The following is a 26,552-nucleotide window of genomic DNA, read 5'->3' as shown; positions in this document are numbered from 1 at the left end:
CGCCGCTTCAGCCGGCCGTGGCCAGGAACTGGGTCGCCGCCAGCTCCGCGTACAGCGGGTCGGCGGCCACGAGTTCGCGGTGCGTGCCCACCGCGCGCACCTGGCCCGCGTCCATCACGACTATCCGGTCGGCCATGGTCACCGTCGACAGCCGGTGGGCGACCACCAGCACCGTCGTCGTACGGGCGACATCGGCGACGGTGTCGCGCAGCGCCGCCTCGTTCACCGCGTCCAGCTGCGAGGTCGCCTCGTCCAGGAGCAGCAGCCGGGGGCGGCGCAGCAGGGCGCGCGCGATGGCGACCCGTTGACGCTCGCCGCCGGACAGCTTGGTGCCGCGGTGCCCGACGAGCGTCTCGATGCCGCTCGGCAGCTTGGCCACCAGACCGTCGAGACGGGTCGTCTTCAGCACCCGCGCCAGGGCCGCGTCGTCCGCGTCCGGGTTTCCCAGCAGCAGGTTGTCCCGCATCGAGCCCGAGAGGACCGGCGCGTCCTGCTCGACGTAGCCGATGGCGGAACGCAGCTGGGTCAGCTCCCAGTCCGCGAGATCACGGCCGTCGACGGTGATCACGCCGGACTCGGGGTCGTAGAACCGCTCGATGAGGGAGAACACGGTGGTCTTGCCCGCGCCGGACGGGCCGACGAACGCCGTCATGCCCTGGGCGGGCACCTCGAAGGTCACCCCGTGGTGCACGTACGGCAGGTCGTCGGAGTACCGGAAGCGGACGTCCGCGAAGGCGAGCGCGGCCGGTTCCGTGCCGGGCGACGGCAACGGGGCGGGCAGGGACGCCGGTTCGGCGGGCAGGGCCAGTGCCTCCTGGATGCGGGATAGGGCCGCGGCGCCCGTCTGGTACTGGGTGATCGCGCCGACGACCTGCTGGATCGGCGACATCAGATAGAAGACGTACAGCAGGAACGCCACCAGCGTGGCGACGTCCACGGCGCCGGTCGCGACCCGTGCACCGCCCACCGCGAGCACGGTGATGAACGCGACCTGCATCGCGAGACCGGCCGTATTGCCCGCCGCCGCCGACCACTTGGCGGCCCGCACACTCTGCCGCCACGACTCCTCGGCCGCCGAGTGCAGCGTCTGCTCCTCGCGGTGCTCGGCACCGGACGCCTTCACCGTGCGCAGCGCGCCCAGGATCCGCTCCAGCGAGGCGCCCATGACGCCGACGGCGTCCTGCGCCTGCTTGCTCGCCCGGTTGATGTGCGGCACGATCACGCCGAGGATCGTGCCCGCGCCGGCGATCACGGCCAGGGTGACCCCGAGCAGGACCGGATCGACCAGGCCCATCATCACGATCGTCGCGACGAGGGTGAGCCCTCCCGTGCCCAGGCCCACGAGCGAGTCGGTGGTGACCTCGCGCAGCAGCGTGGTGTCCGAGGTGATCCGGGCCATCAGGTCGCCCGGCTCGCTGCGGTCCACGGCCGCGATCCGCAGCCGCAGCAGATACGACGACAGGGTGCGCCGCGCGCCGAGCACCACCGACTCGGCGGTGCGCCGCAGCACATACCCGCCCAGCGCGCCCACCGCGGCGTTGGCCACCACCAGACCCGACATGGCGATCAGCGCCCCGGTGATGGTCCGGTCGTGCGAGAGGTCGTCGATCAACTCCCGCGCCACCAGCGGCAGCAGCAGTCCGGTGGCGCCCGCGGCGAGCGAGAGCACGGCACCTGTCAGCAGGGCCCAGCGGTGGGGTCGTACATAGCCGAGGAGCAGCCGCCACGTGGGCGGGCTGCTCTTCGTCGCGGCGATGCTCACGGCGCTCCTTGGGAGTGGCTGAGCACTCAGGCTACGTCGGCCCCGGCGCGCACCGGAGCCGTACTCGCGTAGGGTCGGAACGACGTGCAGGTCAGCGACAGAAGGGGTCAGGCCCATGGCGCAACAGGTCCGTGGAGTGATCGCACCGGGCAAGGACGAGCCCGTCCGGGTGGAGACGATCGTGGTGCCCGACCCGGCGCCGGGCGAGGCCGTCGTCCAGGTGCAGGCCTGCGGGGTGTGCCATACCGACCTCCACTACAAGCAGGGCGGCATCAACGACGAGTTTCCCTTCCTGCTGGGCCACGAGGCCGCCGGCGTCGTGGAGTCGGTCGGGGACGGGGTGACGGACGTCGCGCCCGGTGACTTCGTGATCCTCAACTGGCGTGCGGTGTGCGGTCTTTGCCGGGCGTGTCTGCGGGGCCGCCCCTGGTACTGCTTCGACACCCACAACGCCGGACAGAAGATGACGCTCGCCTCGACCGGGCAGGAGCTGTCCCCGGCCCTCGGCATCGGGGCCTTCGCCGAGAAGACGCTGGTCGCCGCCGGACAGTGCACCAAGGTCGACCCGTCGGTGTCGCCCGCCGTGGCCGGGCTCCTCGGCTGCGGTGTGATGGCGGGCATCGGGGCCGCGATCAACACCGGCAACGTCGGACGCGGCGACACGGTCGCGGTCATCGGCTGCGGCGGTGTGGGCGACGCGGCGATCGCCGGGTCGAACCTGGCAGGAGCCGCGAAGATCATCGCCGTGGACATCGACGACCGGAAGCTGGCCACCGCCCGGACGATGGGCGCCACCCACACGGTCAACTCCAAGGAGACCGACCCGGTCGAGGCGATCCGCGAGCTCACCGGCGGCTTCGGCGCCGACGTCGTCATCGAGGCCGTCGGCCGACCGGAGACGTACCAGCAGGCCTTCTACGCCCGTGACCTCGCCGGAACGGTCGTCCTCGTCGGCGTGCCGACCCCCGAGATGAAGCTCGAACTGCCCCTGCTCGACGTCTTCGGACGCGGCGGTGCGCTCAAGTCCTCCTGGTACGGGGACTGTCTGCCCTCCCGCGACTTCCCCATGCTCATCGACCTGCATCAGCAGGGGCGCCTGGACCTGGGGGCGTTCGTGACGGAGACGATCCAACTCGACGAGGTGGAGAAGGCGTTCGAGCGGATGCACCACGGAGACGTCCTGCGCTCGGTGGTGGTGCTGTGATGGCCGCCCGTATCGAACGCCTCGTCACCTCGGGGCACTTCACCCTCGACGGCGGCACCTGGGACGTCGACAACAACGTGTGGATCGTCGGCGACGATCACGAGGCCATCGTCATCGACGCCGCCCACGACGCCGACGCCATCGCCGAGGCCGTCGGAGACCGCCGTCTGACGGCGATCGTGTGCACCCACGCCCACAACGACCACATCGACGCCGCGCCCGCCCTCGCCGACCGCACCGGTGCCACCATCTGGCTGCACCCCGACGACCTGCCGCTGTGGAAGCTCACCCACCCCGACCGCGAGCCGGACGCCCATCTCGCCGACGGGCAGGTGATCGAGGCCGCGGGCGCCGACCTGACCGTCCTGCACACTCCCGGGCACGCGCCCGGCGCGGTCTGCCTCTACGACCGGGGCCTGGGCACCGTCTTCACCGGCGACACCCTCTTCCAGGGCGGGCCGGGCGCGACCGGCCGTTCCTACTCCCACTTCCCGACGATCGTCACCTCGATCCGGGAGCGACTGCTCACCCTGCCGCCCGAGACGAAGGTGCTCACCGGCCACGGCGACTCGACGACGATCGGTGCCGAGGCCCCGCACCTGGAGGAATGGATCACCCGTGGACGCTGACACCGTGCCGCCCGCCGACGAGATCGTGACGCTGAACGGCATCAGCGTCCTGCGTTGCGCTCCCGACGGGCCTGCGCTCGACGGTGAGCGGGCGGCACTGGACCTCATCGGCGATGCCGGGTGGCGCGAGGCGGAACTGGTCGCGGTGCCCGTGGAGCGTGTGCCGGACGAATTCTTCCGGCTGCGTTCGGGGATCGCGGGCGCGATCGTGCAGAAGTTCGCCCAGTACCGCCTGCGTCTGGCCGTCGTCGGGGACATCTCACAGCACGTCGCCGCCAGCCAGGCGCTGCGGGACTTCGTGTACGAGAGCAATCTGGGCGATCAGCTCTGGTTCCTGTCCGCCTACGCCGATCTGGACGAGCGGCTGCGCCCGACCGGGTGACTGCCCGGAAAAACACGACAGAGGATGTCCGGCTTACCCGTCACCCTCGAAGGAGACGAGGTCACACGGGAGGTCGGACATGTCACAGTCGCTACAGGGCAAGGTCGCGTTGGTCGCGGGAGCGTCACGGGGAGCCGGACGCGGTGTCGCCGTGGAACTCGGGGCGGCCGGCGCCACCGTCTACGTCACCGGGCGCACCACCCGCGAACGGCGCTCGGAATACGACCGCCCGGAGACCATCGAGGACACCGCCGACCTGGTCACCGGGGCGGGCGGCCACGGCATCGCCGTACCCACCGACCACCTCGACCCGGCGCAGGTCCGCACCCTCGTGGACCGCATCGCCGACGAACAGGGCCGCCTCGACGTCCTGGTCAACGACATCTGGGGCGGCGAGAAGCTCTTCGAGTGGGACAGCACGGTCTGGGAACACGACCTCGACAACGGACTCAGGCTGCTCCGGCTCGCCGTCGAGACACACGCGATCACCAGCCATCACGCCCTGCCGCTGCTCCTGCGCAGCCCCGGCGGCCTGGTCGTCGAGATGACCGACGGCACCGCCGAGTACAATCGCGAGAACTACCGCGTCAACTTCTTCTACGACCTCGCCAAGACGTCCGTCCTGCGTATGGCCTACGCCCTCGGCCACGAACTCGGCCCGCGCGGCGCCACCGCCGTGGCCCTCACCCCGGGCTGGCTCCGCTCGGAGATGATGCTCGACAACTACGGCGTACGCGAGGAGAACTGGCGCGACGCCCTCGAGGTCTCCCCCCACTTCGCCATCTCGGAGACCCCCCACTACGTGGGCCGCGCCGTCACCGCCCTCGCCACCGACCCCGACGTCTCCCGCTGGAACGGCCAGTCCCTCTCCAGCGGCAGCCTCGCCCAGGAGTACGCCTTCACCGACCTGGACGGCACCCGCCCGGACGCCTGGCGCTACCTGGTCGAGGTACAGGATCCGGGCAAACCGGCGGATGTGACCGGCTACCGGTGAGGCCCGGTACCCCCACCGGCCGCAGCAAACGACCCGCATCACGGGCGGAGCACCTAGGTTCGGATCCATGACGGACACAACACGCTTCCAGGGATACGGAGTTCTCGTCACCGGCGCGGCCCGCGGCATCGGTGCGGCCGTGGCGCGAAGGCTCGGTGAAGAGGGTGCATGTGTGCTCGTGACGGACCGGGATGGGGCGGAGGCCGAGAAGACTGCGGGGGGACTGCGGGAACTCGGGGTCTCCGCCGAGGCGTTGGGGTGCGATGTCGCCGACCGGGCCTCGGTGGAGGCGGCTGTCGCGTACGCAGTCGAATCCTTCGGGTCGCTCGACGTCCTGGTCAACAGCGCGGCCTGCTGCACCGTCGACACCCCGCTCTTCGAGGACGGCCCGGACGAGGCGTGGGACCGGGACCTCGACATCACGCTGACCGGCGCCTACCGCTGCTGCCGTGCCGCCCTGCCTCACCTGGAGGCCTCCGGGCGTGGCGCGATCGTCAGCATCGGCTCGGTCAACGGCGCCCAGGACTTCGGCAATCACGCCTACAGTGCGGCCAAGGCGGGCCTCGCCTCCCTGACCCGGACCCTCGCCGGGCACGCCGCACCGCGTGGAGTCCGCGCCAACCTGGTGATGCCGGGCACGGTGCGCACCTCGGCATGGGAGGGACGGGACGACGAACTCGCGGCGATGCGCTCGCTGTATCCCCTGGGCCGGGTCGGCGAACCGGAGGACATCGCCGCGGCCGTCGCTTTCCTCGCCTCCCGCGACGCGGCCTGGATCACCGGTACCACGCTCACCGTCGACGGCGGCCTCACCGCGGTCAACACCGGGTTCCACGCGGCTGTCCGGCGACGGGGAGATGCTTGAGGCGTTCAGGCCTTTGTCAGTGCCATGCGGATCGCGCCCAGGATCCTGTCCACATCCTCCTCGGACGTACGCCAGTTGCTGAATGCCGCCCGCAGGCCGGGAGTTCCGCCGTACACCGTCGGCGTCAGAAATGCCTCGCCTGACTCGGTGACAGCCTGCGCCAGGGCGTCGACCCGCTCCCGGGTCGGCTCGTCGGTCAGGGTGAAGCAGACGACGTTCAGCCGGACCGGCGCGAGGAGGCGCAGGCCGGGTGTCTGCTCGATGTGTTCGCCCAGGCGGCGGGCGAGTGCGACGGTGCGCTCGACGATCTCACGGTGCCCCTCACGGCCGTACGCCATGAGGGAGAACCACGCCGGCAGCGCCCGCAGCCGGCGGGAGCTCTCCGGGGTGAGGTGGAGGAAGTCGGGGTCCTCGCTGGGCAGTCCGATGTAGGGCGACGCGTTGTGGAAGACCTTCACCTGGAGGTCCTGGCGGCGGGTGAACTGGATGGCCGCGTCGTAGGGCACGTTGAGCCACTTGTGCAGGTCGACGCAGACCGAGTCGGCGGCGTCGAGACCGTCGACGAGATGCGCGTACGCAGGGGAGAGGGCGGCGAAGCCACCGAAGGCGGCATCGACGTGGAGCCAGAAGTCGTACCGCTCCTTGAGCGCGGCGATGGCGCGCAGGTCGTCGAAGTCCACGGTGTTCACGGTCCCGGCGTTGGCCACGACGATCGCCGGACGTCCCTCCAACGCTTCGAGGGCATCGGCGAGCCGGTCGACGTCGACGGCCTCGCGGTTGCCGGGCAGAAGGGGCACCCGGCGCAGCCGGTCCCGGCCGATCCCGAGCACGGACAGCGCCTTGAGGACCGTGGAGTGCGCGCTGCCCGACAGCACCTCGACCGGACCGAGGGCGGCGACCCCGTCCCGAGCCACCGAGACACCGCTGCGTTCGCCCAGCCATTCCCGGGCGACGGCCAGCCCCACCATGTTGGACGCGGTCGCACCGGTCACGAACGCACCGCTGTGCGCCTCGCCCAGCTCGAACAGCTCCCGAAGCCAGCTCACCGTCTCCCGTTCGAGGTCGGTCGCCCATGAGTCGGCGGCATTGATCGCGTTCTGGTCGTAGGCGCTCGTCAGCCAGTCCCCGGCGAGCGCGGCCGGCGTCGTTCCGCCCGTCACGAACCCGAGAAAGCGCGGGCCCGCCGAGCCGGACATACCGGGCGCCCAGTGCTCGGCGAAGCGTGCGAGGGCCGCCTCTGCGCCGACGCCCTCGGGCGGGAGGGCCGTGCGGTCGGGTGCGCGGTCCAGGCAGACGACCGGCCGCTCGGCCATCCCCGTCAGCTCGCGGGCGGCCAGATCACGGGCGGACTGGAGGAGCTCGGGAAGCCGGGCCAGGTCCTCGGTGAGTGTGGGGTGCATGAGCGCAGGGTAGGCGCGCCTTTCCGCCCGGGCTCGGTCCAATCAGAGGTGACTGGCCCCGAAAGGCCCGGCTCGCGGAATGTCACCGTTTCGTCGCGACGCATGACCCACCACAACCGAATCCGCCGACGGCCGGTCTAGCTGGTGGCAGCGCAGACGAACACTCGCACGAAAGGCACGAAGACCCATGGGGGACATACGCAGACGGTCAGCCGTCGTACTCGGGATCACCGGACTGGTGGCACCGCTCACGCTCGCGCTGGGCGCCGCGCCCGCGCAGGCCGCGAGCTGCACCACACAGGCCGGCCCGTATCAGAAGCAGGTGGAGAGGTTCCTCGGCCGGCCCGTCGACGGCAAGCAGTCCACCGCGGACTGCAAGGCCACCCAGGCCTTCCAGAACAAGCACGGCATCACGCCGAACATCGGCTATGCGGGTCCCGTCACCTGGGGCGTGATGGACCTCATGAACAAGCAGAAGGCCGTGGGGAATAACCCGAACAAAGCGGGCAAATGCCCCGTGAACAAGGGTCGGATCGCCTGCGTCAACCTCACCCTCCAGCTGAGCTGGATCCAGGACGGCAAGAAGCTCGTGTACGGTCCCGTGCCGGTCCGCACCGGCCGAAACGGCTACGAGACCCGTACCGGCCTGAAGAAGATCTACTGGCGGAACATCGACCACGTGTCGACCATCTACGACGTTCCCATGCCCTACGCCCAGTTCTTCGACGGCGGCCAGGCCTTCCACTCCGTCGGCCTCAGCATGTGGAACCCGCCGGGCTCGCACGGCTGCGTCAACATGACCAAGGCCACCGCCAAGAAGTACTGGTCGATGCTGAAGAAGGGTGACGACGTCTTCGTGTACGGCCGCAAGCCGGGCACCTGACGGAGAGGCGCCCGGCGTTGCGGAAACGTCACGCCTCGGGCGCGTCCCCGAAGTCCGGGATGTCCAGCCTGGCCCCGCCCTGCCGCGCCGACTCGTGCGCGACGATGCCCGGCAGGGTGTAGCGGGCCGCGACCCACGCGTTCACCGACGGCAGGGTCCGTGTGTTGACGGCTGTCACGAAGTCGTCCACCAGGAAGTGGTGGCTGCCCTCATGGCCGTTGTGCAGGTTGTCGAAGGATCGCGGCAGCCGTGCCCGGTCGTGCACCGGAGCCGAGCCGGAGGTGAAGGCGGCCCGGAGATCGGGTGCGATGTGCTGAAGTGACGGGTCGTCAGGAGACAGCGTGGGCTTGGGTTCGAGCAGCTCGCTGATGTCCTTGACCCCCTTCTTGTCCTGCCAGAAGGCCACCGTGGCGAGCTGCTCCATGCTCGCCTCCGTGCCGAAGAACCGGAAACGCGACTCCCGGATGTGGGACGGATAGCCGACCCGCCGGAACTCGTTCGTACGGAACGAACCACCGCCGGCCACCTCGAACAGCGCGGTCGCGTTGGAGACGTCGTTGCCGAACTGGCTGACCTCCTTGTCGAAGACACCGTCGCCGCGGTCGTCGACCACACCGATCGCCGACACGCTCACCGCATGCGTCTGCCAGGCACCGAGCACCCCGCCCACCGCGTGCGTCGGGTACAGCAGCGGGGGATAGGAGGCGGTCGCCTTCCAGTTCTCGCCGCCGCTGTACTGGTACGCCTCGTAGAACCCCAGATCCATGTCGTGGACGTAGTCGCCCTCGGCGTAGAAGATCCTCCCGAAGGCGCCCTCGGCGATCTGGTTGCGGGCGTGGACCGTGGCCGGGTTGTACTGGCTGGTCTCGCCCATCATGTACGTCAGTCCGGTCGCCTTGACCGCTTCGATGATCGCCGCTATCTCCTCCGTGGTGATCGCCATCGGGACGGCGGAGTAGACGTGCTTGCCTGCGTTCAGGCCCTGGAGCACCAGCGGGCCGTGCGTCCAGCGCTGGGTGAAGATGGCGACCGCGTCGACGGCCGGCGATTCGAGCATGGCTTCGTACGAGGGGAAGGTCCCGGCGAGTCCCTGCGCGGCGGCGAGCTGCTCGGCCCGTTCGGGGAGCAGATCGGTGACGTGGACGTCGCCGACTCCGGGGTGGGCCTGGAACAGCGTGGCGAACTGGCCGGAGAACTGGCCGGCGCCGACGATGCCGAGGGAGAACGTCATGGAGTGTGTGCCTTTCACTGGCCGAGGATGAAGTTGATCTGGTCGTTGGTCCTGGACAGGTCGCTCGCCGGGGCGTCGTTGGCATAGACGTCCTGCATCGCGGGCCGCACCAGGGCGTACACGTCCGCCGCGTAGTCGGTGACCGGGAAGGAGAAGGTGGTGAAGTCCTTCTTGTCGGTGACCGGTTCGGTGAAGGCGGACACGTCGATGCCCTTCTTCGCGTACGCGTCCACCGCGGCCTGTGTGCCGTCCGGCGTCGCCGGGAACACGATGCCGTAGCCGCCGACGGTCTTCTGGCACGCGTCGGAGGCCAGGTACCGCACCCACTTCTTCGCGCCCGCCTTGTTGTCGGCGTTCTTGGTGATGGAGTCGGCGAGGCCGTTCATCATGGTGGCCCGCTTGCCGGTCGGGCCGGCCGGGGTGACGGCGGAGCCGACGTCGAGGCCCTTGGTGCTGTAGTAGGTGGAGATCAGCCAGGCGCCGTCGAGGGAGGTTGCCGCCTTGCCGGAGGCGACCTGGGCGTTGGCCGGGTTGGCGCCGTCGGTGTAGTCGGTGAAGGGCGCGAGGTAGCCCTTCTTCGCGAGGCCGAAGTACCAGTCGATCACTGTCTGGAAGGTCTTGTCGTCGTACTGGTACTTGGTGCCCCAGCGCGCCTTGTCCGTGTAGTGCCAGCCCGCCGATTCGACGAACGGGCTCCAGGTGGTCTGCCCGTCGCTGTCGCCCGCGCCGCCGGTGGCCAGCCCGTACACCTTGACGTTGTTCTTGTCGAAGCCCTCCTCGTCGCCGCGCTTGCCGTTCTTGTCGACGGTCAGATGCGCGATGGCCTTCTCGAAGGTGCCGCCGTCCTCGGTGTTCCAGGAGAGGTCGTTGAGCTCCGCCGAGGTGAGCCCGGCCTCCTTGACCATCTTCTTGTTGTACATGAGGGCGACGGTGTCCCAGTCCTTGGGAGCGCCGTAGCGATGGCCGTCCTGGCCGGTCCAGTTGGCGGCGAGCCCCGGCTGGTAGGCGGAGTCGTCGATGCCCAGGTCGTCCAGCGGTTCGAGCACGTTCAGGTCGGCGAACTGCCCGAACTTCTGGATGTGGTCGGTGAAGACGTCCGGCTCGGTGCCCGCGATGAAGCTCGCGGTCAGCTTGGTCCAGTAGTCGGCCCAGCCCATCTGGGTGATCTTCACCTTCAGGCCCGGATTCTCCTTCTCGAAGCCCTTCGCGCACGCCTGGTACGCGGGCAGTTGGTTGGCGTCCCACAGCCAGTACGTCACCGTGTTCGCCCCCGATCCGGCCGAGCCGCCCTGCGCGCACCCGGACACCAGGGACAACGCGAGTGCTCCGGTCAGCGCTGCGACACGCGCGGCGAAGGTACGAATTCGCATCCCAGTCCCCTTACTTGATGCCCGTGAAGCTGATGGTGCTGACGATGCGGCGCGCGAAGAAGCCGAAGAGCACGAGCATCGGGAGCGCGGCGATGAGCGTGGCCGCCATCAGGCCGGACCAGTCGTAGCCGCTCTGCGGGGTCTGCGCCCGGAAGATGGCCAGCGCCACGGTGAGCACGCGCGAGCTGTCGCTGTAGGAGACCATCAGCGGCCAGAAGTAGTCGTTCCAGGAGGTGATGTACGTCAGCACGCCCAGCGTGAGGATGGGACTGGACGCCATCGGCAGCATGACCCGGAAGAAGATCCGGATCTTCCCGGCACCGTCGAGCAGAGCCGCCTCCTCGACCTCCCGGGGCACGTTCATGAAGAACTGCCGCAGGAAGAACACCGCGAACGGCGTCATGAACATCGTCGGCAGGGCGATGCCCAACAAGGAGTCGACCAGGCCGAGTTGCTTGATGAGCACGAAGTTCGGCAGCAGCGTGAAGATGGTGGGCACCATCAGCCCGGCCAGGAACAGCCCGAACACCTTGTCCCGGCCGCGCCACCGCAGTCGTGCGAAGGCGTACGCGGCCATGGCGGAGAAGAAGATCTGGCAGAAGGTGATCAGGGTGGACACGACCACCGAATTGATCAGATAGCGCCAGAACTTCAGCCCGCCGCCCGAGCCGCCCTGGGCGATCGCCTCGTCGGTGGACTGCAGGCCCAGGGCCCGTTCGAAACCGCCGGTCGTCAGGTCCACGGGCAGCGGATCGCCGGGGTGGGCGGCGAGTGCCGGGTTCGAGGACAGTGCGGTGCGCAGGATCCAGTAGAAGGGCAGCAGGGTGATGAGCGTGATCGCGGCCATCACCGCCCAGGCCAGGACCCGGCCGGGGGAGAGCCTGCGGCGCTGTGCGGGCCGTACCTTCGTCGCGTTCGTCGGCGTAGCCGTCACGACAGCCATGTCGGTTGCTCCTCTCCGTCAGCCGAGATCGGTCTGGCCGGCCCGCGTGAGCCGGTACTGGATGAAGGTGATCGCGCTCAGCACCACCAGCAGGGCCACGGACATCGCCGAGGCGTAGCCGAACTGGAAGCGGCCGAAGGCGGCGCCGTAGATGTAGTACTGGAGCACGTTCGTGGCGTTGGCCGGGCCGCCCGCCGTGGTCACGGCGACCGTGTCGAACACCTGGAACGAACCGATCACCGTCATGATCAGAACGACCGCGAGGACCGGCCTGAGCAGGGGCATCGTGATGCGCCAGAACATCCGCCACTCGCTCGCGCCGTCGACCTTCGCCGCTTCGTACATGTCGTTCGGGATGGCCTGGAGCCCGGCGAACAGCAGCAGCGCGGTGTAGCCGACGTGCCGCCAGACATTGATCAGGGCGATCGTCGGGATCGCCCAGGTCTCGTCCGCCAGGAACGGGATCCGGTCGGCGCCCACCGCCGCGATGATCTCGTTGCCGATGCCGAGTTGGGTGTCCAGGATCCAGAGCCAGACGATGCCCGCGACGACGTTCGACATCAGATACGGCGTGAGCACGATCCCGCGCAGCACCGCCGACTGGGTCAGCCGCTGGAGCAGCACGGCGATCGCCAGCGCCGAGACCGTCTGGATGCCGATGTTGATGGCCACGTACTCGACGGTGACCGCCAACGAGTCCCAGAAGATGGGGTCCTTGACCATCCGGACGTAGTTGTCGAAGCCCACCCACTCCGGCGGGGTGAGCAGATTGAACCGGGTGAAGCTCAGATAGATGCCTCGCAGCGTCGGCCAGAACAGGAACACCAGGAAGCCCAGCAGGGCGGGCGCGATGAACAGGACCGCGAGCCGGCCGTCACCCCCGCCCTCGCGGGCTCGCGTCCGGCCGGTGCCGGTCTTCGTCCGTCCCTCCGCCGCGCCGCCGAGCGGCATGCGCGACGGAGGGCTGCTGGAGGCGATGGTCATCAGAGACTCCCTCGTCTGCGGCGGCTCAACCTCAGGCCACTTACTTTTGTGGCGAAAGAATCAGGCCGTCAAGATGCGGGGAGGAATCTTTTGAAAGTCGCCTGGCCCACATAGAGTGGGTTCATTGCTTCCGTAACAAAAGAAACCAGGGGGTCCAGGCCGAATGGACGCAGGTGCCGCCAGCTGGCTGCCGCTGAGCGCGGGTGAGCGCTCGGTGGCGATCGAGGTGCTCGTGCGCGGGCCCTTGTCGCGCTCGGAGATCGCCCGGCGGCTGAATCTCTCGGCGGGCAGTCTGACCCGGCTCACCAAGCCGCTGCTGGAGTCCGGCCTGCTGGTCGAGGTCCCGGACGGGACCCTGCCGGCGGAGGCCCGGCAGGGCCGCCCCTCGCAGCCGCTGGACGTCGTCGCCGAGTCCCGTTCGTTCCTCGGCTTCAAGATCACGGGCGACATGGTGTACGGCGTCGTCACCACCCTCAGAAGTGAGATCGCCGCACGTCACGACCGCCCGCTCAGCACGCATGAACCCGCGGAGGTGGCTGACCTGATCGCCGAGATGACGGTCGAGCTGGCCCGTGACCATCAGGGCGTCGCCGGCATCGGCATCGGCGTGGGGGGTCTGGTGCAGGACCGCAGCACCGTCCGTGACGGGCCCTTCCTGTCCTGGCGCGATGTGCCGCTGGGCTCCATGGTCGAGGAGCGCACCGGGCTGCCGGTGGTCGTCGAGAACGACGTCGAGGCGCTGGTCGAGGCCGAGTCCTGGTTCGGCTCGGGCCGGGGTCTGGACCGCTTCGTCGTCCTCACCATCGGCGCCGGCATCGGCTACGGACTGGTCCTGGGCGGCAAGCGGGTGCCCTTCGTCGGCTTCGGCCCGGGATGGGTCATCGACCGGTACGGGCCGCTCACGCCGGACGGGGTGCGCGGCAGTGCCTGGTCGTTCCTCACCATCCCCGGCATCCGCTACCAGGTGCAGGCCGCCCTCGGCCGGGAGTGCTCCTACGAGGAGATCCTCACCATGGCCGCCGCGGGGGAGCCGGTGGCCGCGCGGGTCGTGGCGGAGTCGGCGTGGGCGTTGGGCACGCTTGTGGCGCAGATCTCCAACTTCGCGCAGCCGCAGAAGATCCTGCTGGCCGGTGAGGGGGTCGGCCTGATGGACGTGGCGCGCAAGACGGTGGACGAGGCGCTACAGGTGCAGCGTCACCCGCTGGCCCCGCCCGTTGACCTGGAAGCGAGGGTGTCCGATTTTCACGACTGGGCGCGCGGGGCGGCCGTACTGGCCATCCAGGTACTGGTGCTTGGAGGTGTGGATGGTTGAACTCCGCACGAGTTCTTGGCAGATGGACGTGATCAGCAACACGGTCCCTTATGTCCGAAATGCTCGTGATTACTCACGGGGCCTTCACCTCGGGAACCGTATGCTTCACACCATGTCCACCACTGTTGAACCCGCCTCCGATCGCTCGGCTGACGAGGTCAACGACGAGATCCGGGCCCTGTGGCGCCGGTCGGGCGGGACACTGAGCGGCGAGCAGCGCGAGAAGTACCAGCGCCTCGTCCTGGAGTGGGCCGCAGCGGCCCCGCAGCCGGCGAAGGCGGCCTGAGCGCAGCCGGACGGCCGCCCCGCGTCACCGCCGGCCCGGATTCCCGTCGTCAGCCCCATGTCGCCGAGTAGTAGCGCTGATAGGCCTTGCGGTCCTGTTCCGCACGGAAGTAGCGCGCTGCCACCAGCGCGATCAAGCTGCCTCCCATGACCAGCAGGCCCGGACCGATGTTCCTGGGGTTCGCGAGCCGTGACAGCAGCGTCGACGCGTCCACGATGCCCGTCACGGAAGCCGACGACCCGGGCGAGGCATCGCCGGGAGCGTTCGCACCCTGCGTGGCCGCGGGGGCCGGTGAAGCGCCCTGCCCGGCGTTGTCCGGGGCGGCGACCAGCAGCTTCACACCCAGCTCGGCCAGCGCCTTCGTCACCGGCTGGAAGAACGTCGTACCGCCCGCCGTGCAGTCGCCGCTGCCGCCCGACGTCACACCGAGGGCGATCCCCTCGGAGAACATCGGCCCGCCGCTGTCACCGGGCTCGGCGCACACGTTCGTCTCGATCAGGCCGGTGACCGTGCCCTCCGGGTAGTTGACCGTCGCGTTGACCGCGGTCACCTCACCGTCACGGAGCCCGCTCGTGCTGCCGCTGCGGAACACCCGCTGCCCGACGGACGCTTCGCCCAGCCCCGTGATCCGCACGCCCCGCCCCTCGCCGACGGCCACGACGTCGGCGCCGTCGCCCGCCTTGCCGGTCGCGTACTGCACCAGCGAGTAGTCGTCGCCGGGGAAGCTCTGGATGGTCGTGCTGCCGACCTGTTCGTTGCCCCGGTTGTCGGAGAACCAGACGGAACCGGTGGGACCGCAGTGCCCGGCGGTGAGGATGAAGTCACGCTGTCCGTCGGTCACGTTGAAGCCCGCGGAGCAGCGGCCCGCGGTCGACAGGATCGGCTTCGCTCCGTTGAGGCGGGTCGTGAAGGTGCCGGTGGTGCGCTCCATGCGCACCGAACCGCCGATGCCGTCGGCGATCTCGGACAACTCGTTCCAGTCGTCGGTGGAGACCGTGCGGTCGGCGCGCACCACGACCTCGTTGGACTTGTAGTCGACGGCCCAGGCGGTGCCGGGCACCTTGGGCGCCGAACCCAGCGTCGACGTGGCCGACTTCAGGTCCTGCATGCTGTACCGCACGAGCTTGGCCTGGGCTCCCGCCTCCTTCACCTCGGCGGCCGTGTCCTCGTCGGTGACGGCGACGACCGGGCGGCCCTGGGCGTCGACCCAACTGCCCGCCGTATGGGACGTGCCCAACCGTGACACCAGCCCGGTACCCGTTTCGCCCGCGGACTGCGCCAACGTACGCGGCAGCTCGGCGCCGGGCGGCTCGCTCGCCACCGCCCGTGTCACCATCGTGCCTCCCAGGAGGAGTCCGCCGACCGCCGCCAGCTGTGCCACCCGCCGGACGACCCGTCGTCGTGCGTGCCTCATGCATGGCTCCCGAACCAGAACAGCGTGGTGTCAACACCACGGGGCCCTCCGGAAGTTGAGCGCCCTCCCTAGGTACGTGGCCCAGTGCGGGCGCGTTCAGCGGATCGGTGATCCATTCAGGGCCCGCGGCCCTTCCCTGGTGACGTCCTCCGGCCCGAGCCGTGCCCAGCTTGCCTCGTCGCCCCAGACGGACTCCGCGTCCACGTAGGGGCGCAGCAGTGCCGTGAGGGCGGGGTCCCCGCGTCCGTTCAGTTCGTCTGAGGCGATCTTGCGGGCGATCCCGGCGAGGAAGTCGGCGACCTGCACCCGCGGATCCAGGCCCGCCTGGACGAGCCGCAGCCCGTCGAGCCCGAAACCGGCCCGCCGAGCCGCCGTCTCGATCCAGGCGATGCGCTCCGGGGTGAGCATGTTCTGCCGGTCGTGGACCAGACGGACGGGCCTGCCTCCCGCGCTCCAGTGGGCGGCGGTGTGGACGATGGCGGGCAGCAGGGGATTGAGGAGGGGTACCAGTACCTGGCCGTATCGGAGCCCGGCGCGATAGGCGTCCGCTCGGGGCCGGGCCGCGGCCAGCCGGTCCAGGGTGGCCGCCGCTGCCGTACCGGAACGCGCGCGCCGCAGGCCGTCGACCGTGCGGAAGAACCCCTCGACGGGCAGCTGCGGCTCACCGTCGTTCCTGACGCGCAGCAGCCGGTTCGCCGCCTCCAGGAACTCCCGCCAGCCCTGAGCCCCGAACGTCGGCGGACCCTGCCGGAAGAGCGCGACGGCGTCGGCGGAGTCGCCGAGCAGCAGATCGACGGCACGGTCCACGACGAAGAACGTCTTCTCGGTCAGATGCACATGCGCATGCCCGTGGATCGGGCCCGAGGGCGCGAGCAGCCACTCCAGCACCGCCCGGTGCTTCTCCCGCAGCAGATGGTTCGCCTTGTACTCCTCGGCGGGCGAACGGATCCGGTCCCGTATCTCCTGCACGAACCCGGCCGCGGAATCCATCGGCAGCCGCACACTGCCGTGCGCGAAGACATCGGTGTTCCCGCCGGTGAGATTCTCACCGTCGGACCCCGACTCGTCGCAGGCCACCTCCAGAATCCCGGCGGTCGCCCCGGGTCGCTCCTCGCGATTCCACGTCACGCCACAGCCCCCTATCTTGAGCCCCATGACCAGGATCCCGCACGAGACGTCCGGTGAACCGAATCCGCTGCGCGCACTCACCCTCGACAGCCTGCGACGACGTACGAGCATGAAATGGCGCGCCTACCCCGACGACGTGCTGCCGCTGTGGGTCGCCGAGATGGACGTGCCGCTCGCCGAACCCGTGGTCCGCGCGGTCACCGACGCGCTCGCGCTGGGAGACACCGGCTATCCCGCGGGCACCGCCTACGCCGAGGCGCTCGCCGAATTCGCCGACAAGCGGTGGGCCTGGGACGGGCTCGCCGTGGAGCATACGGCGATCGTGCCCGACGTGATGCTCGGCGTCGTCGAGATGATCAAGCTGGTCACCGGCCCCGGGGACGCGGTCGTGGTGAACCCGCCCGTGTATCCGCCGTTCTTCCTGTTCGTGGAGCACATGGACAGGCGGGTGCTCCAGGCCCCGCTGGATGCGGAACTGCGGATCGACTTCGGCACGCTGGAAGAGGCGTTCCGGCGGGCGGTCACGGACGGTCGACGGGCGGCCTACCTGCTGTGCAGCCCGCACAACCCGACCGGCACCGTGCACACCGCCGACGAACTGGCCGCGATCGCCGCCCTCGCCGACCGCTACGGCGTGCGCGTCGTCGCCGACGAGATCCACGCGCCGCTCGTCGCCGGCGGCGTCGACTTCGTGCCGTACCTCAGCGTGCCGGGCGGTGGACACGGACTGTCGTTGATGTCGGCGTCCAAGGCCTGGAACCTGTCCGGCCTCAAGGCCGCGCTGGCCGTCGCGGGCCCCGCAGCCGCCGCCGATCTCGCCCGGCTCCCCGAAGAGGTCAGTCACGGGCCGAGCCACCTCGGCGTCATCGCCCACACCGCCGCCCTGCGTGACGGCACCGGCTGGCTGGACGCGCTGCTGGCAGGCCTCGACGACAACCGGCGGCTGCTCGCCGACCTGCTGACCGAGCACCTCCCCGCGATCGGCCACCGACCCGGCGAGGCCACCTACCTCACCTGGCTCGACTGCCGGGCGCTCGGCCTCGGGGACGATCCGGCGGACGTCTTCCTGGAGCGTGGGCGGGTGGCGCTGAACTCGGGGATCCCCTTCGGGATGGGCGGGGCGGGGCACGTACGCCTGAATCTGGCGACGTCGCCGGAGGTGATCGAGGAAGCGGTGCGCAGGATGGTGGCGGCGCTGGAGTGAGGGGACCTGTACCTCGCGCGCCTGGAACGACCGGCGGCTGCCTAGACTTGCCGGTCATGGACGACACGGCGTTGCAGCGGCTCGTTGCGGGCCAGTACCTGCTGATCACCAGTTACCGGCGGAACGGCACTCCGGTCGCCACTCCGGTGTGGGTGGTGCGCGACGGGAACACGCTCGGGGTGTGGACGCCCGCCGAATCCTGGAAGGTCAAGCGGATCCGGGCGCGCGGCGATGTCCTCGTCGGCCCCTGCGATCTGCGCGGGAACCCGACCGGTGACCAGGTCCCGGCCACCGCCGAGATCTGCGACGAGGACACCACCGCCCGCTACCGCACACTCCTCGCGCGCAAGTACGGCCTCCTCGGGCGCCTCACCCTGCTCGGCAGCAGGGTGAGGCGCGGGCTGAAGGGGACCGTGGGCATCCGTGTGACGCTCACGCCCCCGAAGCCGGCCGACTAGGACGCGTCGAGCACCGTCCCGCTGAGCACCGCCCCGTCGCTCTGCGGCTCACCGGAGTCGTCGGCCTGCCGGAACCGCACGGACTCCGCGGGCTCGATCACCGTGTCCTTGACCGTGGGCAGGAGCACCTCCACGGAGGTCTGCCCCGCCGGGATGTCCATCCACAGGTACAGGCCCTCCAACTGGGAGAGCGGGCGTTCCGGGTCAGGCGACTCACCCGAGTACTCCTCCAGCCACTGCGGGTCGACGTCCTTGGTGGACAGTTCCGTACCGCCGGTCACCGGCTCCACGCTGAACAACGCCCACATGTCCGCGTCGGCGACCGCGGAGAGGGACACCCGCCATTTCAGGGGCTGCCCCTCGGTCACCCGGTCGGCCACCGGCGTCACGCTGACCGTCGGCGCGGGGTCGTCGTTCTCCGCGGTCACCCCGCCCCGGTACGAGCCGATCACCGAGTTGCGGACCGCCTTCACGATCACGTCGGTGGCGTCGCCGTACGAAAAGCGCGTGTTGCCCTCGACCTGTACCGGTACGTCGATGTCGTTGCCGCCGGGCCGTACCGTCACCAGCCGATCCTCGGCCTGGCCCGTGTCCGGGTCGACGACATACACGCGGACCTGGCCGCTGCCCTGTCCGGACACCTGCACGGGCACCTGATAGGTCCGTACGCCCGAGTCGCCCTCCTTGACGGTGAGGCGGCCGATGTCGACGCGCGGCAGTGCGGCCGCACGCACCGCGGGCGTGCCGGGGCGCCAGCCCCAGGCGTCCATCAGCCAGGCCTTCCCGGACCCGGAACGCGGCGTCAGTTCAAGGGACTTGATGTGCCGCAGATCGAGACCGGCGGCGGCCGCCAGCGGCACGCGGACCTCGCGCGCCCAGTACGAGGCGGTCCGGTCACTGCCGGGCAGCCCGTCCACGCGGACCCGGCCCAGGGTGGCCCGTCGCCCGGCGGTGTCGGTGACGGCCACGTCCAGCTGCGTGCCGGTGGTGTTCGGCGGCACGATCACACGCAGCGTCAGTCCCTTGGCGCCGCCGAGGGACAACGGCTTGTCGGGCGTCACCCGGGCCACGGACCCCGGCTGGGACCAGCGCAGCGCCACGGCCCCGCGGCCGACCTCCCGTCCCGTCTCCCAGGACGCGAAGTGCGGTGAACCACCGGCGGTTTCGGGGTCCAGACAGGCCACGGCCGGATCGGGATCGGCCGCGGAGCACAGCCGAGCGCCGGTCACGGAGACCTTGCCGTCCGGCAGGAACCCGGCGCGGCGGTTCGCGCCGACCGCGTGGGTCAGGACGCGCGCCGGGTCCGCCGACGGCGCCCGCTTGCCCGAGCCGTCCAGCAGCGGCCGTACCCGGTCGTCACCGGCGACGAACAGCCGGGCCGCCGCCGCGATGTAGGTGGCGCCCGCCTTGTGCTGCTGGTCGGCCGTCAGCCGGGTCCGGGTGCCCGGCGAGCACACCTTGTCCGGCTGCTCCTCGTCGTCCCAGAAGTCGTCGTTCGCGGGTGCCTGGGCCTGGCCCGGCGTCCACTCGCTGTTGAAGAAGTTGTGGTTGGCGCCCACCACGTAGACGGCGCTGTGCAGTGCGGTGCCCCGGCTGACCGAGCGGGTGCCGTCGACGTACACCTCGCCCTGGAGGTCGGAGACATCGCCGTCGCAGCCCGGCAGGATCGTCACGGACGGCACGTCGGGGACCGGGTTCTGGCCGAAGATCGTCGGGCCGATGAGCACGGTGCCGCGGATGTGCCAGCGCACCCGGCCGTGGTAGCCGTCCTGGGCGGTCGGCGGCGGGTAGAGGCTGTCCATCGCGGCCCGGTTCACGCCCTCACCGCCGCGCGAGTGCCCGACCAGCAGGACGCGCGAGAGGTCCGTCTTCGGCGCCTTGCGTACGATCGCGGGGGCCGTGTCCGGGTGCCCGGCCCAGTCGGCCCAGCGGGCGAGATGCTGCCGCACCAGCGACGAACGGGCCTGCGCGCCGCCGTCGTCGGCCGCGAAGTCCTGCCCGTTGATGCCGTTGGCCGAGATCGACACCGTCACATAGCCCTGCGATGCCAGCAGCTTCTGGTCACGCAGATAGCCGCGGTGGCTCGGGATCGACTTCATGCCGGACGGACAGGGCCAGTCGCCGGTCGCGTCCTCGGCGCCCGGCTTGTAGCAGGTGCCGTGCCGGCCGTGCAGGAAGAGAGCGAGCGGACGCTTGCCGGTGGCGCCGTCCGGTGCCACCACCACGGCCTGCATCTCCACCGGCTCCGGGAAATCGGGCAGCTTCACGGAGTCGAGCTTGTACTCGCCGGTGACCGTCCGGTACGAGCCCGGCTTGCCCGGGTCGACGGAGTTCGCCGGCAGCGCGGCAGGCGGGTTCGCCACCGCCGGTGAACGCCGGTCCTGCCGCTTCTCCTCGGCGACCCCGGCCGCGTCCAGTCGCCGTCCGCCGGACAGGACTTGAAGGTCCTCGGTGGACTTCAGCGGTACGGCGTCGAGGTCCAGCCGGAACGTACGGCCGTCCCTGGCCGCCGCGGGTCTGCCGAGCAGCCGGTCACCGTCGTAGAACTCGACCCGGGCGTCACCCATGGGCACCGGGTCCGCCGACCGCCACACCAACTGCCGGTCCTGGCCTTCGCCGGTGACCTGCCAGCCCGGTGGAAGGTCCGCCTGCACCGCGAGTGGGGCGCTCCCGGTCGGCTGCGCCTGCGCCATTCCTGGTGATGCCCCCACCACCGCGAGCACCGCTGCAGCGGTCACCCATATTCGCCGGGCACGTGACAACGTTCTCCTCCTCCGCCCTCGGCTCGGGCGCCCCCGGCCGATTCCGAAGGGGCCCTCGCGTCTCGGAGGACGAGGTGTGGGGGTTGTGGGTTGCCTGTGAAGAGGGGGCAAGTTGAGCTTCAGGAAGGGAAGTTGGCTCACTCGCTCGGAAGGGCGACCGCACGATCCGGCTGATCGAGGACTGCGCGGACGGCGGGCGGGAAGGGCTCGCTCATGAGCCGATCAACTCCTCTGCGCGCGGTCGTCGTCGGTACCGGCCACCGTGCCCAGACCTTCACCCGCGCCCTCGCCGAACGCCCCGACCACCGGATCGTCGCCCTGTGCGACCCCAACCCCACCCGGATGGCGTTCCACAACCTGCTGCTGGCCGACGCCGGGGAACCGCCCGCCACCCGGTGGGAACCCGAGCGGTTCACCGACCTGCTCGCCAAGGAGGACATCGACGAGGTCGTCGTCACCACCGTCGACGCCGAGCACGACCGCTATATCGTCCCCGCCCTGAAGGCGGGCTGCCGTGTCGTCACCGAGAAGCCGATGACCGTCGACGCGCAGCGCTGCGCACACATCCTGGACACCGTCCGGGAGACGGGCAACTCCCTCACCGTCGCCTTCAACTACCGCTTCAACCCCGTGCACGAGAAGGTCCGCGCCCTGCTCGCCGACGGTGCGATCGGCGAGGTCCTGTCCGTCCACTTCGAGTGGCTGCTCGACGTACGCCACGGCGCCGACTACTTCCGCCGCTGGCACCGGGAGAAGCGGCACAGCGGCGGGCTCATGGTGCACAAGTCCTCGCACCACTTCGACCTGGTCAACTGGTGGCTCGCCGACCAGCCCGCCGAGGCCTTCGGCTACGGACGGCTCGGCTTCTACGGCCGTGAGGCGGGCGCCCGTCACGGACTGCGCCGGGAGTACGACCGTGCCCACGGAGCCGCAGCGGCCGCCGAGGACCCCTTCGCCCTGGACCTCGCGGCCAACGACACCCTGCGCGCCCTCTATCTCGACGCCGAGCAGGACGACGGTTACCTGCGCGACCGCAACGTCTTCGACGGGCCGATCAGCATCGAGGACGACATGGCCGTCCTGGTCCGGTATGTGCGGGGCGCCACCATGACGTACCACCTCACGGCCTACTCGCCGTGGGAGGGCTACCGGGTCATGTTCAACGGCAGCGCCGGCCGCCTGGAACTCGAGGTCGAGGAGAGCAACTGGCAGCCGCCCGTGACCCGGGTCGCCTCCCACTCCGGCGCCCTGCACGGGGACACGGCCGCCGAGCACGCGGGCGGGGTGCGGCTCACCCTGCGTCCGCTGTGGCGGCCGCCGACGGAGATCGAGGTGGAGACCGCGCACGAGGCCCATGGCGGGGGAGACCCGCGCATGTTGGAGGCGATCTTCGGGCCGGTCCACGCCGGGGATCCGGTGACCGGCGGTGAGGCGGTGGCGCGGACGGCGACGGAACGGGACGGCGCGCTCGCCCTGGCCGTCGGGCTCGCCGCCAACGAGTGCTTCGAGACCGGGCGGCCGGTGCTCGTGCGCGATCTGATACCTGGCCTGTACGACCTGTCGTGACCGGTTTCCGTGGGCTGGGACCTCGTCAGCTCCAGGCCCGGAACGGCTCGTCGACCAGCTGGAACACCGGCTCGCCGCGGACCGGGTCCTTGACCGTCGACAGCCGGACCCGGTCCCCGCTGTGGATGCCGATGGCCGGGCCGATGACCCGGCCGCGCACCACGAACCCCTCGGCCATCTCGATCAGGGACACATTGCGCGCGGCGGGGGAGTTGCGGTGCACCACGGTCGAGTGGCGGACCGTGCCGACGCCTTCGCTGCGCTCCGTCCGCAGGTCGCTGCCCTGGCAGACCGGACACAGCAGACGGTGGTACATCGCGGTGCCGCACCAGGTGCAGCGCTGGAAGTGAATGGCCTCCGCGGTCGGAACAGCGGGGTCGAGTACGCCCGTTCCGGAGCCGACTGTCTGACGGGCAACGCTTCCTGAGTGGTGGTACACGCTGTCAACTCCCTGCGCTCGGCCGGAATCCACGTGCGCGGGTCGACCGTGCACGCACGTGCCCGGTTCACCGTGCCACCGTGCACGGCCTCAGCGTATGGCACTCAGTGCCACGCGTAAAGGCACTGCGTACCCGATGGATGTGGAAGCCGTGTGTGTATCAGTCGCGTCCGAGCGTCGACTCGATCTCCTGGACGATCCGCCACAGCGGTGCACCGCGCCGGGAGACGACCACCACGACGTCCTCCGGCTGTTCGCCCACGAGGGGGGCGGAAGCGGAAGGGGCCGCGCCGAAGGCGGACTGTACGTACCCGAGCGCGTGGTCCACGGCCGAGTCCGCGTCGTCCTGTCCGTCCGAACGCAGCCAGGAACGCAGCGCGTTGTTGTGGGCCGCGACCACGGCGGCCGCAATCACGTCGGCCTGGAGGGTCCCGTCCCGCCGGCCGGCGAACCGCCCCCGCAGATACTCGGCGAGAGCGCGCTCGTAGCGCCAGACCACGGACAGCTCGTACGCGCGCAGCCCCGGCACCTTCTTGGTGAGGCGGTAGCGCTGCACGGAGAACGTCGGGTTCTCGGCATACATGCGCAGGACCAGCCGGGCCGCGTCGCAGACTCGCTGCACGGGCTCGTCCTCCTCCGCGCCGGCGCCCAGGAAGGCCGTCATGTCGGCGAGGCACCGTTCGTGGTCGGGGAAGACCACGTCCTCCTTGGAGGGGAAGTAGCGGAAGAACGAGCGCCGCCCCACCCCCGCGAGCGCCACGATGTCGTCGACGGTGGTCTGTTCGTAGCCCCGCTCCAGGAACAGCTGGAAGGCCGCCGCGACCAGGGCGTCCCGCATGGGCGGTTTCACGGTGGAGCTCATGGTCGGGAACGTAGCACTCGCTCCGGAGATGTGGCACTCAGTGCGCACCTGAGGGGGAACTGAGTGCTCCCGGTGCGGAGGGCTCAAGCCGGTTCTGAGGGTGAGGTGCCTGGCCCGCTGAACTCCCGGTGCGGGCGCCACGTATCCCTCCACGGGGAACCGCCCGGACCCCAGTGCACGGGACGGAAGGAGAAGAGCGGTGCCGACACCGCCCGAACCCCGGCAGCCGCACGACGACCGGCCACCCCTGGAGCCGGTACGCGTCCTGCGTCCCCGCCGCACCGACGCCCTCGCCGAACTGCTCAAGGACCTGCCGCCGAGAACTGGCGCCTACGAGTCCGTGCCCGTACCGGCGCCGCTGCCCGGATCCGAGGACGCGACACAGGAACTGCCGCCCGTGCTCGCCGGCAAGGTGCACCGTCCCGGAGTGGGCCGGCGCCGCACCGCCGTGGCGATCGCCGTCACCGCGGCCGCCGTCGTCGGCTTCGGCGGCGCCCTCCTGCTCCCCGGCCGCAGCGACGCCGACGCGGCCGCCCCCGCACCCGTCGCCCCCACCACGTCCGCCGCCGCGCCCACCGCGAGCGCACCGGCCGACCCCGACGGCCCCGGCACCCTCCGCGAGGGAGCGTCCGGCCCGGAGGTGACGGACCTTCAGGAGCGGCTGCTGCGCATCCCGAACGTCTACGAGGACGGTTCCACCAGCGGGAGTTACGACACCGTCCTCACCGAGGCCGTGGCCCGCTTCCAGCTCTGGTACGGCATCCGCGGTGACGAGACCGGCGTCTACGGCGACGACACACGACGGGACCTGGAATCCCGCACGGGCGCCGGCTGAACCCGCGCTTCAGCGTACGGAGTTGTCCACCAGCGCCTGTGTGACCGCCCGTACGCTGCGCGCGATGTGCTGGAGTTGGAGGACCTCTGCCGCATAGAGCTTGATCGTGTGCTCGATGACCGACTCCGGCAGACCGAGCGCGGGCAGATCGGCGCGGGCGGTCTGCAGGGCGGTGCGGGCGACCCGGATCTCGTGCTGGACCTGGATCTGCGCGTGCCGGGCGAGCAGCACGGGGTGGCGGATCAGGGCCGGGTAGCTGGCGTAGCGGGCCGGCACCAGTTCGCGCAGCCACTTGGCCGCCGTGCGCTCCCAGTCGTAGCTGCCGGGGGCCTTCACCTGGCAGGGCCAGTCCGAGCTGATGCGCGTGGTCGTCAGGGTCATGGTGATCGCTTCCGGGTGCGGGGCGTCGTGAGGGGTGGTCCGACGAGGTTGGGCGGTCCCGGCCTAGGGGATGGCCGGGACCGCCTCGGGCGCTCGCGCAGGCGATGCCCGTCCGAACACCCTGGGCGCCGACGCGGGTAGGAGACGGCGGCTTCGGGTGTTCGGGTGTGAAGTATTTATATATGCCGTCCGCTTTGCAAGGCGCATGAAAACATTCATGCGCGGTTTGGGGGGGTTGGTCCGCTTGTGGCACTTCGTGGAGCGCGCTGCGGGTGGGTCGGCGGACGGCCCCTGAGCGGGAAATCAGTCCCTGAGGAAGAACTGGTGCTGGTCGGAGATCTGCTCGTACTCCTCGAGCCGGGCCTGCGTGCGCTCCGGGTCGGCGTCGGTCATGGCCTGGAGCAACGCCGCCGCGATCACGCCGGGAGCGGCGTAGGAGTCGAAGACCAGCCGGGAGCCGGTGCCGGTGGCGAAGGTGACGTCGGCCTCGTCGGCCACGGCCCCGAGCGCCAGGTCGGTGATCAGCGCGACCTTCAGCCCGGCGCTGCGCGCGACCTGGACCGCGGTGAGGGTCTCCTGGGCGTGCCGGGGCATCGAGAACGCCAGCACCCAGGTGCCGCCGGCCTCGCGGGACTGGAGCAGCGCGTCGTAGGCGACGCTGCCGCCCCGCGTCACCACCCGCACATCGGGGTGGACGCGCCGTGCCGCGTACGCGAAGTACTCGGCGAGGGACACCGAGATGCGCAGGCCGAGGACCGTCAGCGGGGTCGACTCCGACAGCTTGCGGCCGATGCTGATCACCTGGTCGGGGTCGGCGAAGTCCCGTCTCAGGTTCTCAAGGTTCTCGATCTCGGCGTCGACCGCCGCCTGGAGTTCGTTGCCCTGGTTCTCCTCGTCCGCCGCGGGGCCGCCGGCGAGCGTGCCGAGCGCGATCGACTGGAGCTTTTCGCGTAGCGCGGGGTAACCGCTGAAGCCGACCGCTGCCGCGAAACGCGTCACCGAGGGCTGGCTCACGCCCACCCGTTCGGCGAGGTCGGTGATCGAAAGGAACGCCGCTTCGGTGATGTGCTCGATCAGGTACTGGGCGATACGTCGCTGCCCCGGCGACAGCCGCGGCCGGTCGAAGAGCGACCTGAGCTGGGAACTCGGAGCGGCCTCCGTCTCCGGAACCGACTTGCCCGAGGTGATCGCGGACGCCTGTGCACGTGCCTGCTGCGGCGATGGCACCGGTGCGCCTCCTTTGTCTCCCACAGTCGTT

General features: G+C 70.4%; 25 protein-coding genes. 12 read left to right on the top strand and 13 right to left on the bottom strand.

What is annotated here, in order from left to right:
• Positions 1-7: 7 nt before the first annotated feature.
• Positions 8-1,762 (bottom strand): ABC transporter ATP-binding protein, encoded by a 1,755-nt coding sequence (locus ACIHFB_RS27660; protein WP_400128227.1) that lies wholly within the window; start codon positions 1,760-1,762, stop codon positions 8-10.
• A gap of 115 nt (positions 1,763-1,877) precedes the next feature.
• On the opposite strand from ACIHFB_RS27660, the gene ACIHFB_RS27655 reads away from it, so the two are divergent.
• The 5 genes from ACIHFB_RS27655 to ACIHFB_RS27635 all read left to right on the top strand — a co-directional run bounded on the left by ACIHFB_RS27655 (position 1,878) and on the right by ACIHFB_RS27635 (position 5,836).
• Positions 1,878-2,966, top strand: a complete 1,089-nt coding sequence (locus ACIHFB_RS27655; protein WP_365282743.1) for an S-(hydroxymethyl)mycothiol dehydrogenase — start codon at positions 1,878-1,880, stop codon at positions 2,964-2,966.
• Positions 2,966-3,595, top strand: coding sequence for an MBL fold metallo-hydrolase (locus ACIHFB_RS27650; protein ID WP_365282744.1), 630 nt, complete (start codon positions 2,966-2,968; stop codon positions 3,593-3,595). The genes ACIHFB_RS27655 and ACIHFB_RS27650 overlap by 1 nt, the downstream gene beginning before the upstream one ends.
• Positions 3,585-3,977 carry a DUF4180 domain-containing protein gene (locus ACIHFB_RS27645; protein ID WP_400128225.1) on the top strand — a complete coding sequence of 131 codons (393 nt, stop codon included), beginning with the start codon at positions 3,585-3,587 and terminating at the stop codon, positions 3,975-3,977. The genes ACIHFB_RS27650 and ACIHFB_RS27645 overlap by 11 nt, the downstream gene beginning before the upstream one ends.
• A 79-nt stretch (positions 3,978-4,056) precedes the next feature.
• On the top strand, positions 4,057-4,971 hold the full coding sequence (locus ACIHFB_RS27640) for an SDR family oxidoreductase (protein WP_400128224.1): 915 nt from the start codon (positions 4,057-4,059) through the stop codon (positions 4,969-4,971).
• Positions 4,972-5,038: 67 nt separating this feature from the next.
• Positions 5,039-5,836: an SDR family NAD(P)-dependent oxidoreductase gene (locus ACIHFB_RS27635; RefSeq protein WP_400128223.1), complete on the top strand. Its 798-nt coding sequence runs from the start codon at positions 5,039-5,041 to the stop codon at positions 5,834-5,836.
• A gap of 5 nt (positions 5,837-5,841) precedes the next feature.
• On the opposite strand, the gene ACIHFB_RS27630 is transcribed toward ACIHFB_RS27635, so the two are convergent.
• Positions 5,842-7,236: a pyridoxal phosphate-dependent decarboxylase family protein gene (locus ACIHFB_RS27630; RefSeq protein WP_400128222.1), complete on the bottom strand. Its 1,395-nt coding sequence runs from the start codon at positions 7,234-7,236 to the stop codon at positions 5,842-5,844.
• A gap of 187 nt (positions 7,237-7,423) precedes the next feature.
• On the opposite strand from ACIHFB_RS27630, the gene ACIHFB_RS27625 reads away from it, so the two are divergent.
• Positions 7,424-8,119, top strand: a complete 696-nt coding sequence (locus ACIHFB_RS27625; RefSeq protein WP_400128221.1) for a L,D-transpeptidase family protein — start codon at positions 7,424-7,426, stop codon at positions 8,117-8,119.
• A 28-nt stretch (positions 8,120-8,147) separates the two neighbouring features.
• Here ACIHFB_RS27625 and ACIHFB_RS27620 read toward each other — a convergent pair whose 3' ends face one another.
• From ACIHFB_RS27620 to ACIHFB_RS27605, 4 genes are read right to left on the bottom strand one after another with little or no spacing between them, the layout of a single operon-like run.
• Positions 8,148-9,350 carry a Gfo/Idh/MocA family protein gene (locus tag ACIHFB_RS27620; RefSeq protein ID WP_400128220.1) on the bottom strand — a complete coding sequence of 401 codons (1,203 nt, stop codon included), beginning with the start codon at positions 9,348-9,350 and terminating at the stop codon, positions 8,148-8,150.
• A gap of 14 nt (positions 9,351-9,364) precedes the next feature.
• The gene (locus ACIHFB_RS27615) at positions 9,365-10,720 is read right to left on the bottom strand and encodes a sugar ABC transporter substrate-binding protein (protein WP_365282751.1); all 1,356 of its coding nucleotides are present in this window, start codon (positions 10,718-10,720) and stop codon (positions 9,365-9,367) included.
• A gap of 10 nt (positions 10,721-10,730) precedes the next feature.
• Entirely contained in the window at positions 10,731-11,663 is a 933-nt protein-coding gene (locus tag ACIHFB_RS27610; protein ID WP_400128219.1) for a carbohydrate ABC transporter permease, read from the bottom strand.
• Between the two features lie 18 nt (positions 11,664-11,681).
• On the bottom strand, positions 11,682-12,647 hold the full coding sequence (locus tag ACIHFB_RS27605) for a carbohydrate ABC transporter permease (protein WP_400128218.1): 966 nt from the start codon (positions 12,645-12,647) through the stop codon (positions 11,682-11,684).
• A 163-nt stretch (positions 12,648-12,810) separates the two neighbouring features.
• On the opposite strand from ACIHFB_RS27605, the gene ACIHFB_RS27600 reads away from it, so the two are divergent.
• A complete protein-coding gene (locus tag ACIHFB_RS27600; RefSeq protein ID WP_400128217.1) occupies positions 12,811-13,959 on the top strand; it encodes an ROK family protein in 1,149 nt (382 codons plus the stop codon).
• A 100-nt stretch (positions 13,960-14,059) separates the two neighbouring features.
• On the top strand, positions 14,060-14,245 hold the full coding sequence (locus ACIHFB_RS27595) for a hypothetical protein (protein ID WP_365282757.1): 186 nt from the start codon (positions 14,060-14,062) through the stop codon (positions 14,243-14,245).
• A gap of 49 nt (positions 14,246-14,294) precedes the next feature.
• Here ACIHFB_RS27595 and ACIHFB_RS27590 read toward each other — a convergent pair whose 3' ends face one another.
• Positions 14,295-15,659 (bottom strand): S1 family peptidase, encoded by a 1,365-nt coding sequence (locus ACIHFB_RS27590; RefSeq protein ID WP_365282759.1) that lies wholly within the window; start codon positions 15,657-15,659, stop codon positions 14,295-14,297.
• Positions 15,660-15,755: 96 nt separating this feature from the next.
• Complete coding sequence (locus tag ACIHFB_RS27585) at positions 15,756-16,787, bottom strand: hypothetical protein (RefSeq protein WP_365282760.1); 1,032 nt, start codon at positions 16,785-16,787, stop codon at positions 15,756-15,758.
• A gap of 25 nt (positions 16,788-16,812) precedes the next feature.
• Between ACIHFB_RS27585 and ACIHFB_RS27580 the strand changes: the two genes are divergently transcribed.
• Positions 16,813-17,991, top strand: a complete 1,179-nt coding sequence (locus ACIHFB_RS27580; protein ID WP_400128216.1) for a MalY/PatB family protein — start codon at positions 16,813-16,815, stop codon at positions 17,989-17,991.
• A gap of 56 nt (positions 17,992-18,047) precedes the next feature.
• Positions 18,048-18,449, top strand: a complete 402-nt coding sequence (locus tag ACIHFB_RS27575) for a PPOX class F420-dependent oxidoreductase (RefSeq protein WP_400128215.1) — start codon at positions 18,048-18,050, stop codon at positions 18,447-18,449.
• On the opposite strand, the gene ACIHFB_RS27570 is transcribed toward ACIHFB_RS27575, so the two are convergent.
• Positions 18,446-21,211 (bottom strand): alpha/beta hydrolase family protein, encoded by a 2,766-nt coding sequence (locus ACIHFB_RS27570; protein WP_400128214.1) that lies wholly within the window; start codon positions 21,209-21,211, stop codon positions 18,446-18,448. The two genes, ACIHFB_RS27575 and ACIHFB_RS27570, sit on opposite strands and share 4 nt — an antisense overlap.
• A gap of 213 nt (positions 21,212-21,424) precedes the next feature.
• Between ACIHFB_RS27570 and ACIHFB_RS27565 the strand changes: the two genes are divergently transcribed.
• A complete protein-coding gene (locus tag ACIHFB_RS27565; RefSeq protein WP_400128213.1) occupies positions 21,425-22,777 on the top strand; it encodes a Gfo/Idh/MocA family protein in 1,353 nt (450 codons plus the stop codon).
• Positions 22,778-22,802: 25 nt separating this feature from the next.
• On the opposite strand, the gene ACIHFB_RS27560 is transcribed toward ACIHFB_RS27565, so the two are convergent.
• Both ACIHFB_RS27560 and ACIHFB_RS27555 read right to left on the bottom strand, forming a co-directional pair.
• Positions 22,803-23,216: a zinc ribbon domain-containing protein gene (locus ACIHFB_RS27560; protein ID WP_365282768.1), complete on the bottom strand. Its 414-nt coding sequence runs from the start codon at positions 23,214-23,216 to the stop codon at positions 22,803-22,805.
• A gap of 160 nt (positions 23,217-23,376) precedes the next feature.
• Complete coding sequence (locus ACIHFB_RS27555) at positions 23,377-24,054, bottom strand: TetR family transcriptional regulator (protein ID WP_365282973.1); 678 nt, start codon at positions 24,052-24,054, stop codon at positions 23,377-23,379.
• A 223-nt stretch (positions 24,055-24,277) separates the two neighbouring features.
• Here ACIHFB_RS27555 and ACIHFB_RS27550 point away from each other — a divergent pair, with 223 nt between their 5' ends.
• Positions 24,278-24,913, top strand: coding sequence for a peptidoglycan-binding protein (locus ACIHFB_RS27550; protein ID WP_400128212.1), 636 nt, complete (start codon positions 24,278-24,280; stop codon positions 24,911-24,913).
• A gap of 9 nt (positions 24,914-24,922) precedes the next feature.
• On the opposite strand, the gene ACIHFB_RS27545 is transcribed toward ACIHFB_RS27550, so the two are convergent.
• Together ACIHFB_RS27545 and ACIHFB_RS27540 are read right to left on the bottom strand one after the other, a co-directional pair.
• Positions 24,923-25,294 carry a hypothetical protein gene (locus ACIHFB_RS27545; RefSeq protein ID WP_365282770.1) on the bottom strand — a complete coding sequence of 124 codons (372 nt, stop codon included), beginning with the start codon at positions 25,292-25,294 and terminating at the stop codon, positions 24,923-24,925.
• Between the two features lie 303 nt (positions 25,295-25,597).
• Positions 25,598-26,521, bottom strand: a complete 924-nt coding sequence (locus ACIHFB_RS27540) for a MurR/RpiR family transcriptional regulator (RefSeq protein WP_365282772.1) — start codon at positions 26,519-26,521, stop codon at positions 25,598-25,600.
• Positions 26,522-26,552 lie beyond the last annotated feature (31 nt).

Source organism: Streptomyces sp. NPDC051963, assembly GCF_044593495.1.
In the GTDB taxonomy this organism is placed as follows: Bacteria; Actinomycetota; Actinomycetes; order Streptomycetales; family Streptomycetaceae; genus Streptomyces.
The sequence above is the reverse complement of the archived record's forward strand: the minus strand, read 5'-3'. Positions and strand labels throughout refer to the sequence as shown.

Coding starts and splice junctions, on each gene's coding strand:
- ACIHFB_RS27655 (WP_365282743.1), top strand. CDS start 1,878: ATGGCGCAACAGGTCCGTGGAGTGATCGCACCGGGCAAGGACGAGCCC.
- ACIHFB_RS27650 (WP_365282744.1), top strand. CDS start 2,966: ATGGCCGCCCGTATCGAACGCCTCGTCACCTCGGGGCACTTCACCCTC.
- ACIHFB_RS27640 (WP_400128224.1), top strand. CDS start 4,057: ATGTCACAGTCGCTACAGGGCAAGGTCGCGTTGGTCGCGGGAGCGTCA.
- ACIHFB_RS27635 (WP_400128223.1), top strand. CDS start 5,039: ATGACGGACACAACACGCTTCCAGGGATACGGAGTTCTCGTCACCGGC.
- ACIHFB_RS27630 (WP_400128222.1), bottom strand. CDS start 7,236: ATGCACCCCACACTCACCGAGGACCTGGCCCGGCTTCCCGAGCTCCTC.
- ACIHFB_RS27625 (WP_400128221.1), top strand. CDS start 7,424: ATGGGGGACATACGCAGACGGTCAGCCGTCGTACTCGGGATCACCGGA.
- ACIHFB_RS27620 (WP_400128220.1), bottom strand. CDS start 9,350: ATGACGTTCTCCCTCGGCATCGTCGGCGCCGGCCAGTTCTCCGGCCAG.
- ACIHFB_RS27615 (WP_365282751.1), bottom strand. CDS start 10,720: ATGCGAATTCGTACCTTCGCCGCGCGTGTCGCAGCGCTGACCGGAGCA.
- ACIHFB_RS27610 (WP_400128219.1), bottom strand. CDS start 11,663: ATGGCTGTCGTGACGGCTACGCCGACGAACGCGACGAAGGTACGGCCC.
- ACIHFB_RS27605 (WP_400128218.1), bottom strand. CDS start 12,647: ATGACCATCGCCTCCAGCAGCCCTCCGTCGCGCATGCCGCTCGGCGGC.
- ACIHFB_RS27600 (WP_400128217.1), top strand. CDS start 12,811: ATGGACGCAGGTGCCGCCAGCTGGCTGCCGCTGAGCGCGGGTGAGCGC.
- ACIHFB_RS27595 (WP_365282757.1), top strand. CDS start 14,060: ATGCTTCACACCATGTCCACCACTGTTGAACCCGCCTCCGATCGCTCG.
- ACIHFB_RS27590 (WP_365282759.1), bottom strand. CDS start 15,659: ATGAGGCACGCACGACGACGGGTCGTCCGGCGGGTGGCACAGCTGGCG.
- ACIHFB_RS27580 (WP_400128216.1), top strand. CDS start 16,813: ATGACCAGGATCCCGCACGAGACGTCCGGTGAACCGAATCCGCTGCGC.
- ACIHFB_RS27575 (WP_400128215.1), top strand. CDS start 18,048: ATGGACGACACGGCGTTGCAGCGGCTCGTTGCGGGCCAGTACCTGCTG.
- ACIHFB_RS27565 (WP_400128213.1), top strand. CDS start 21,425: ATGAGCCGATCAACTCCTCTGCGCGCGGTCGTCGTCGGTACCGGCCAC.
- ACIHFB_RS27555 (WP_365282973.1), bottom strand. CDS start 24,054: ATGCGGGACGCCCTGGTCGCGGCGGCCTTCCAGCTGTTCCTGGAGCGG.
- ACIHFB_RS27545 (WP_365282770.1), bottom strand. CDS start 25,294: ATGACCCTGACGACCACGCGCATCAGCTCGGACTGGCCCTGCCAGGTG.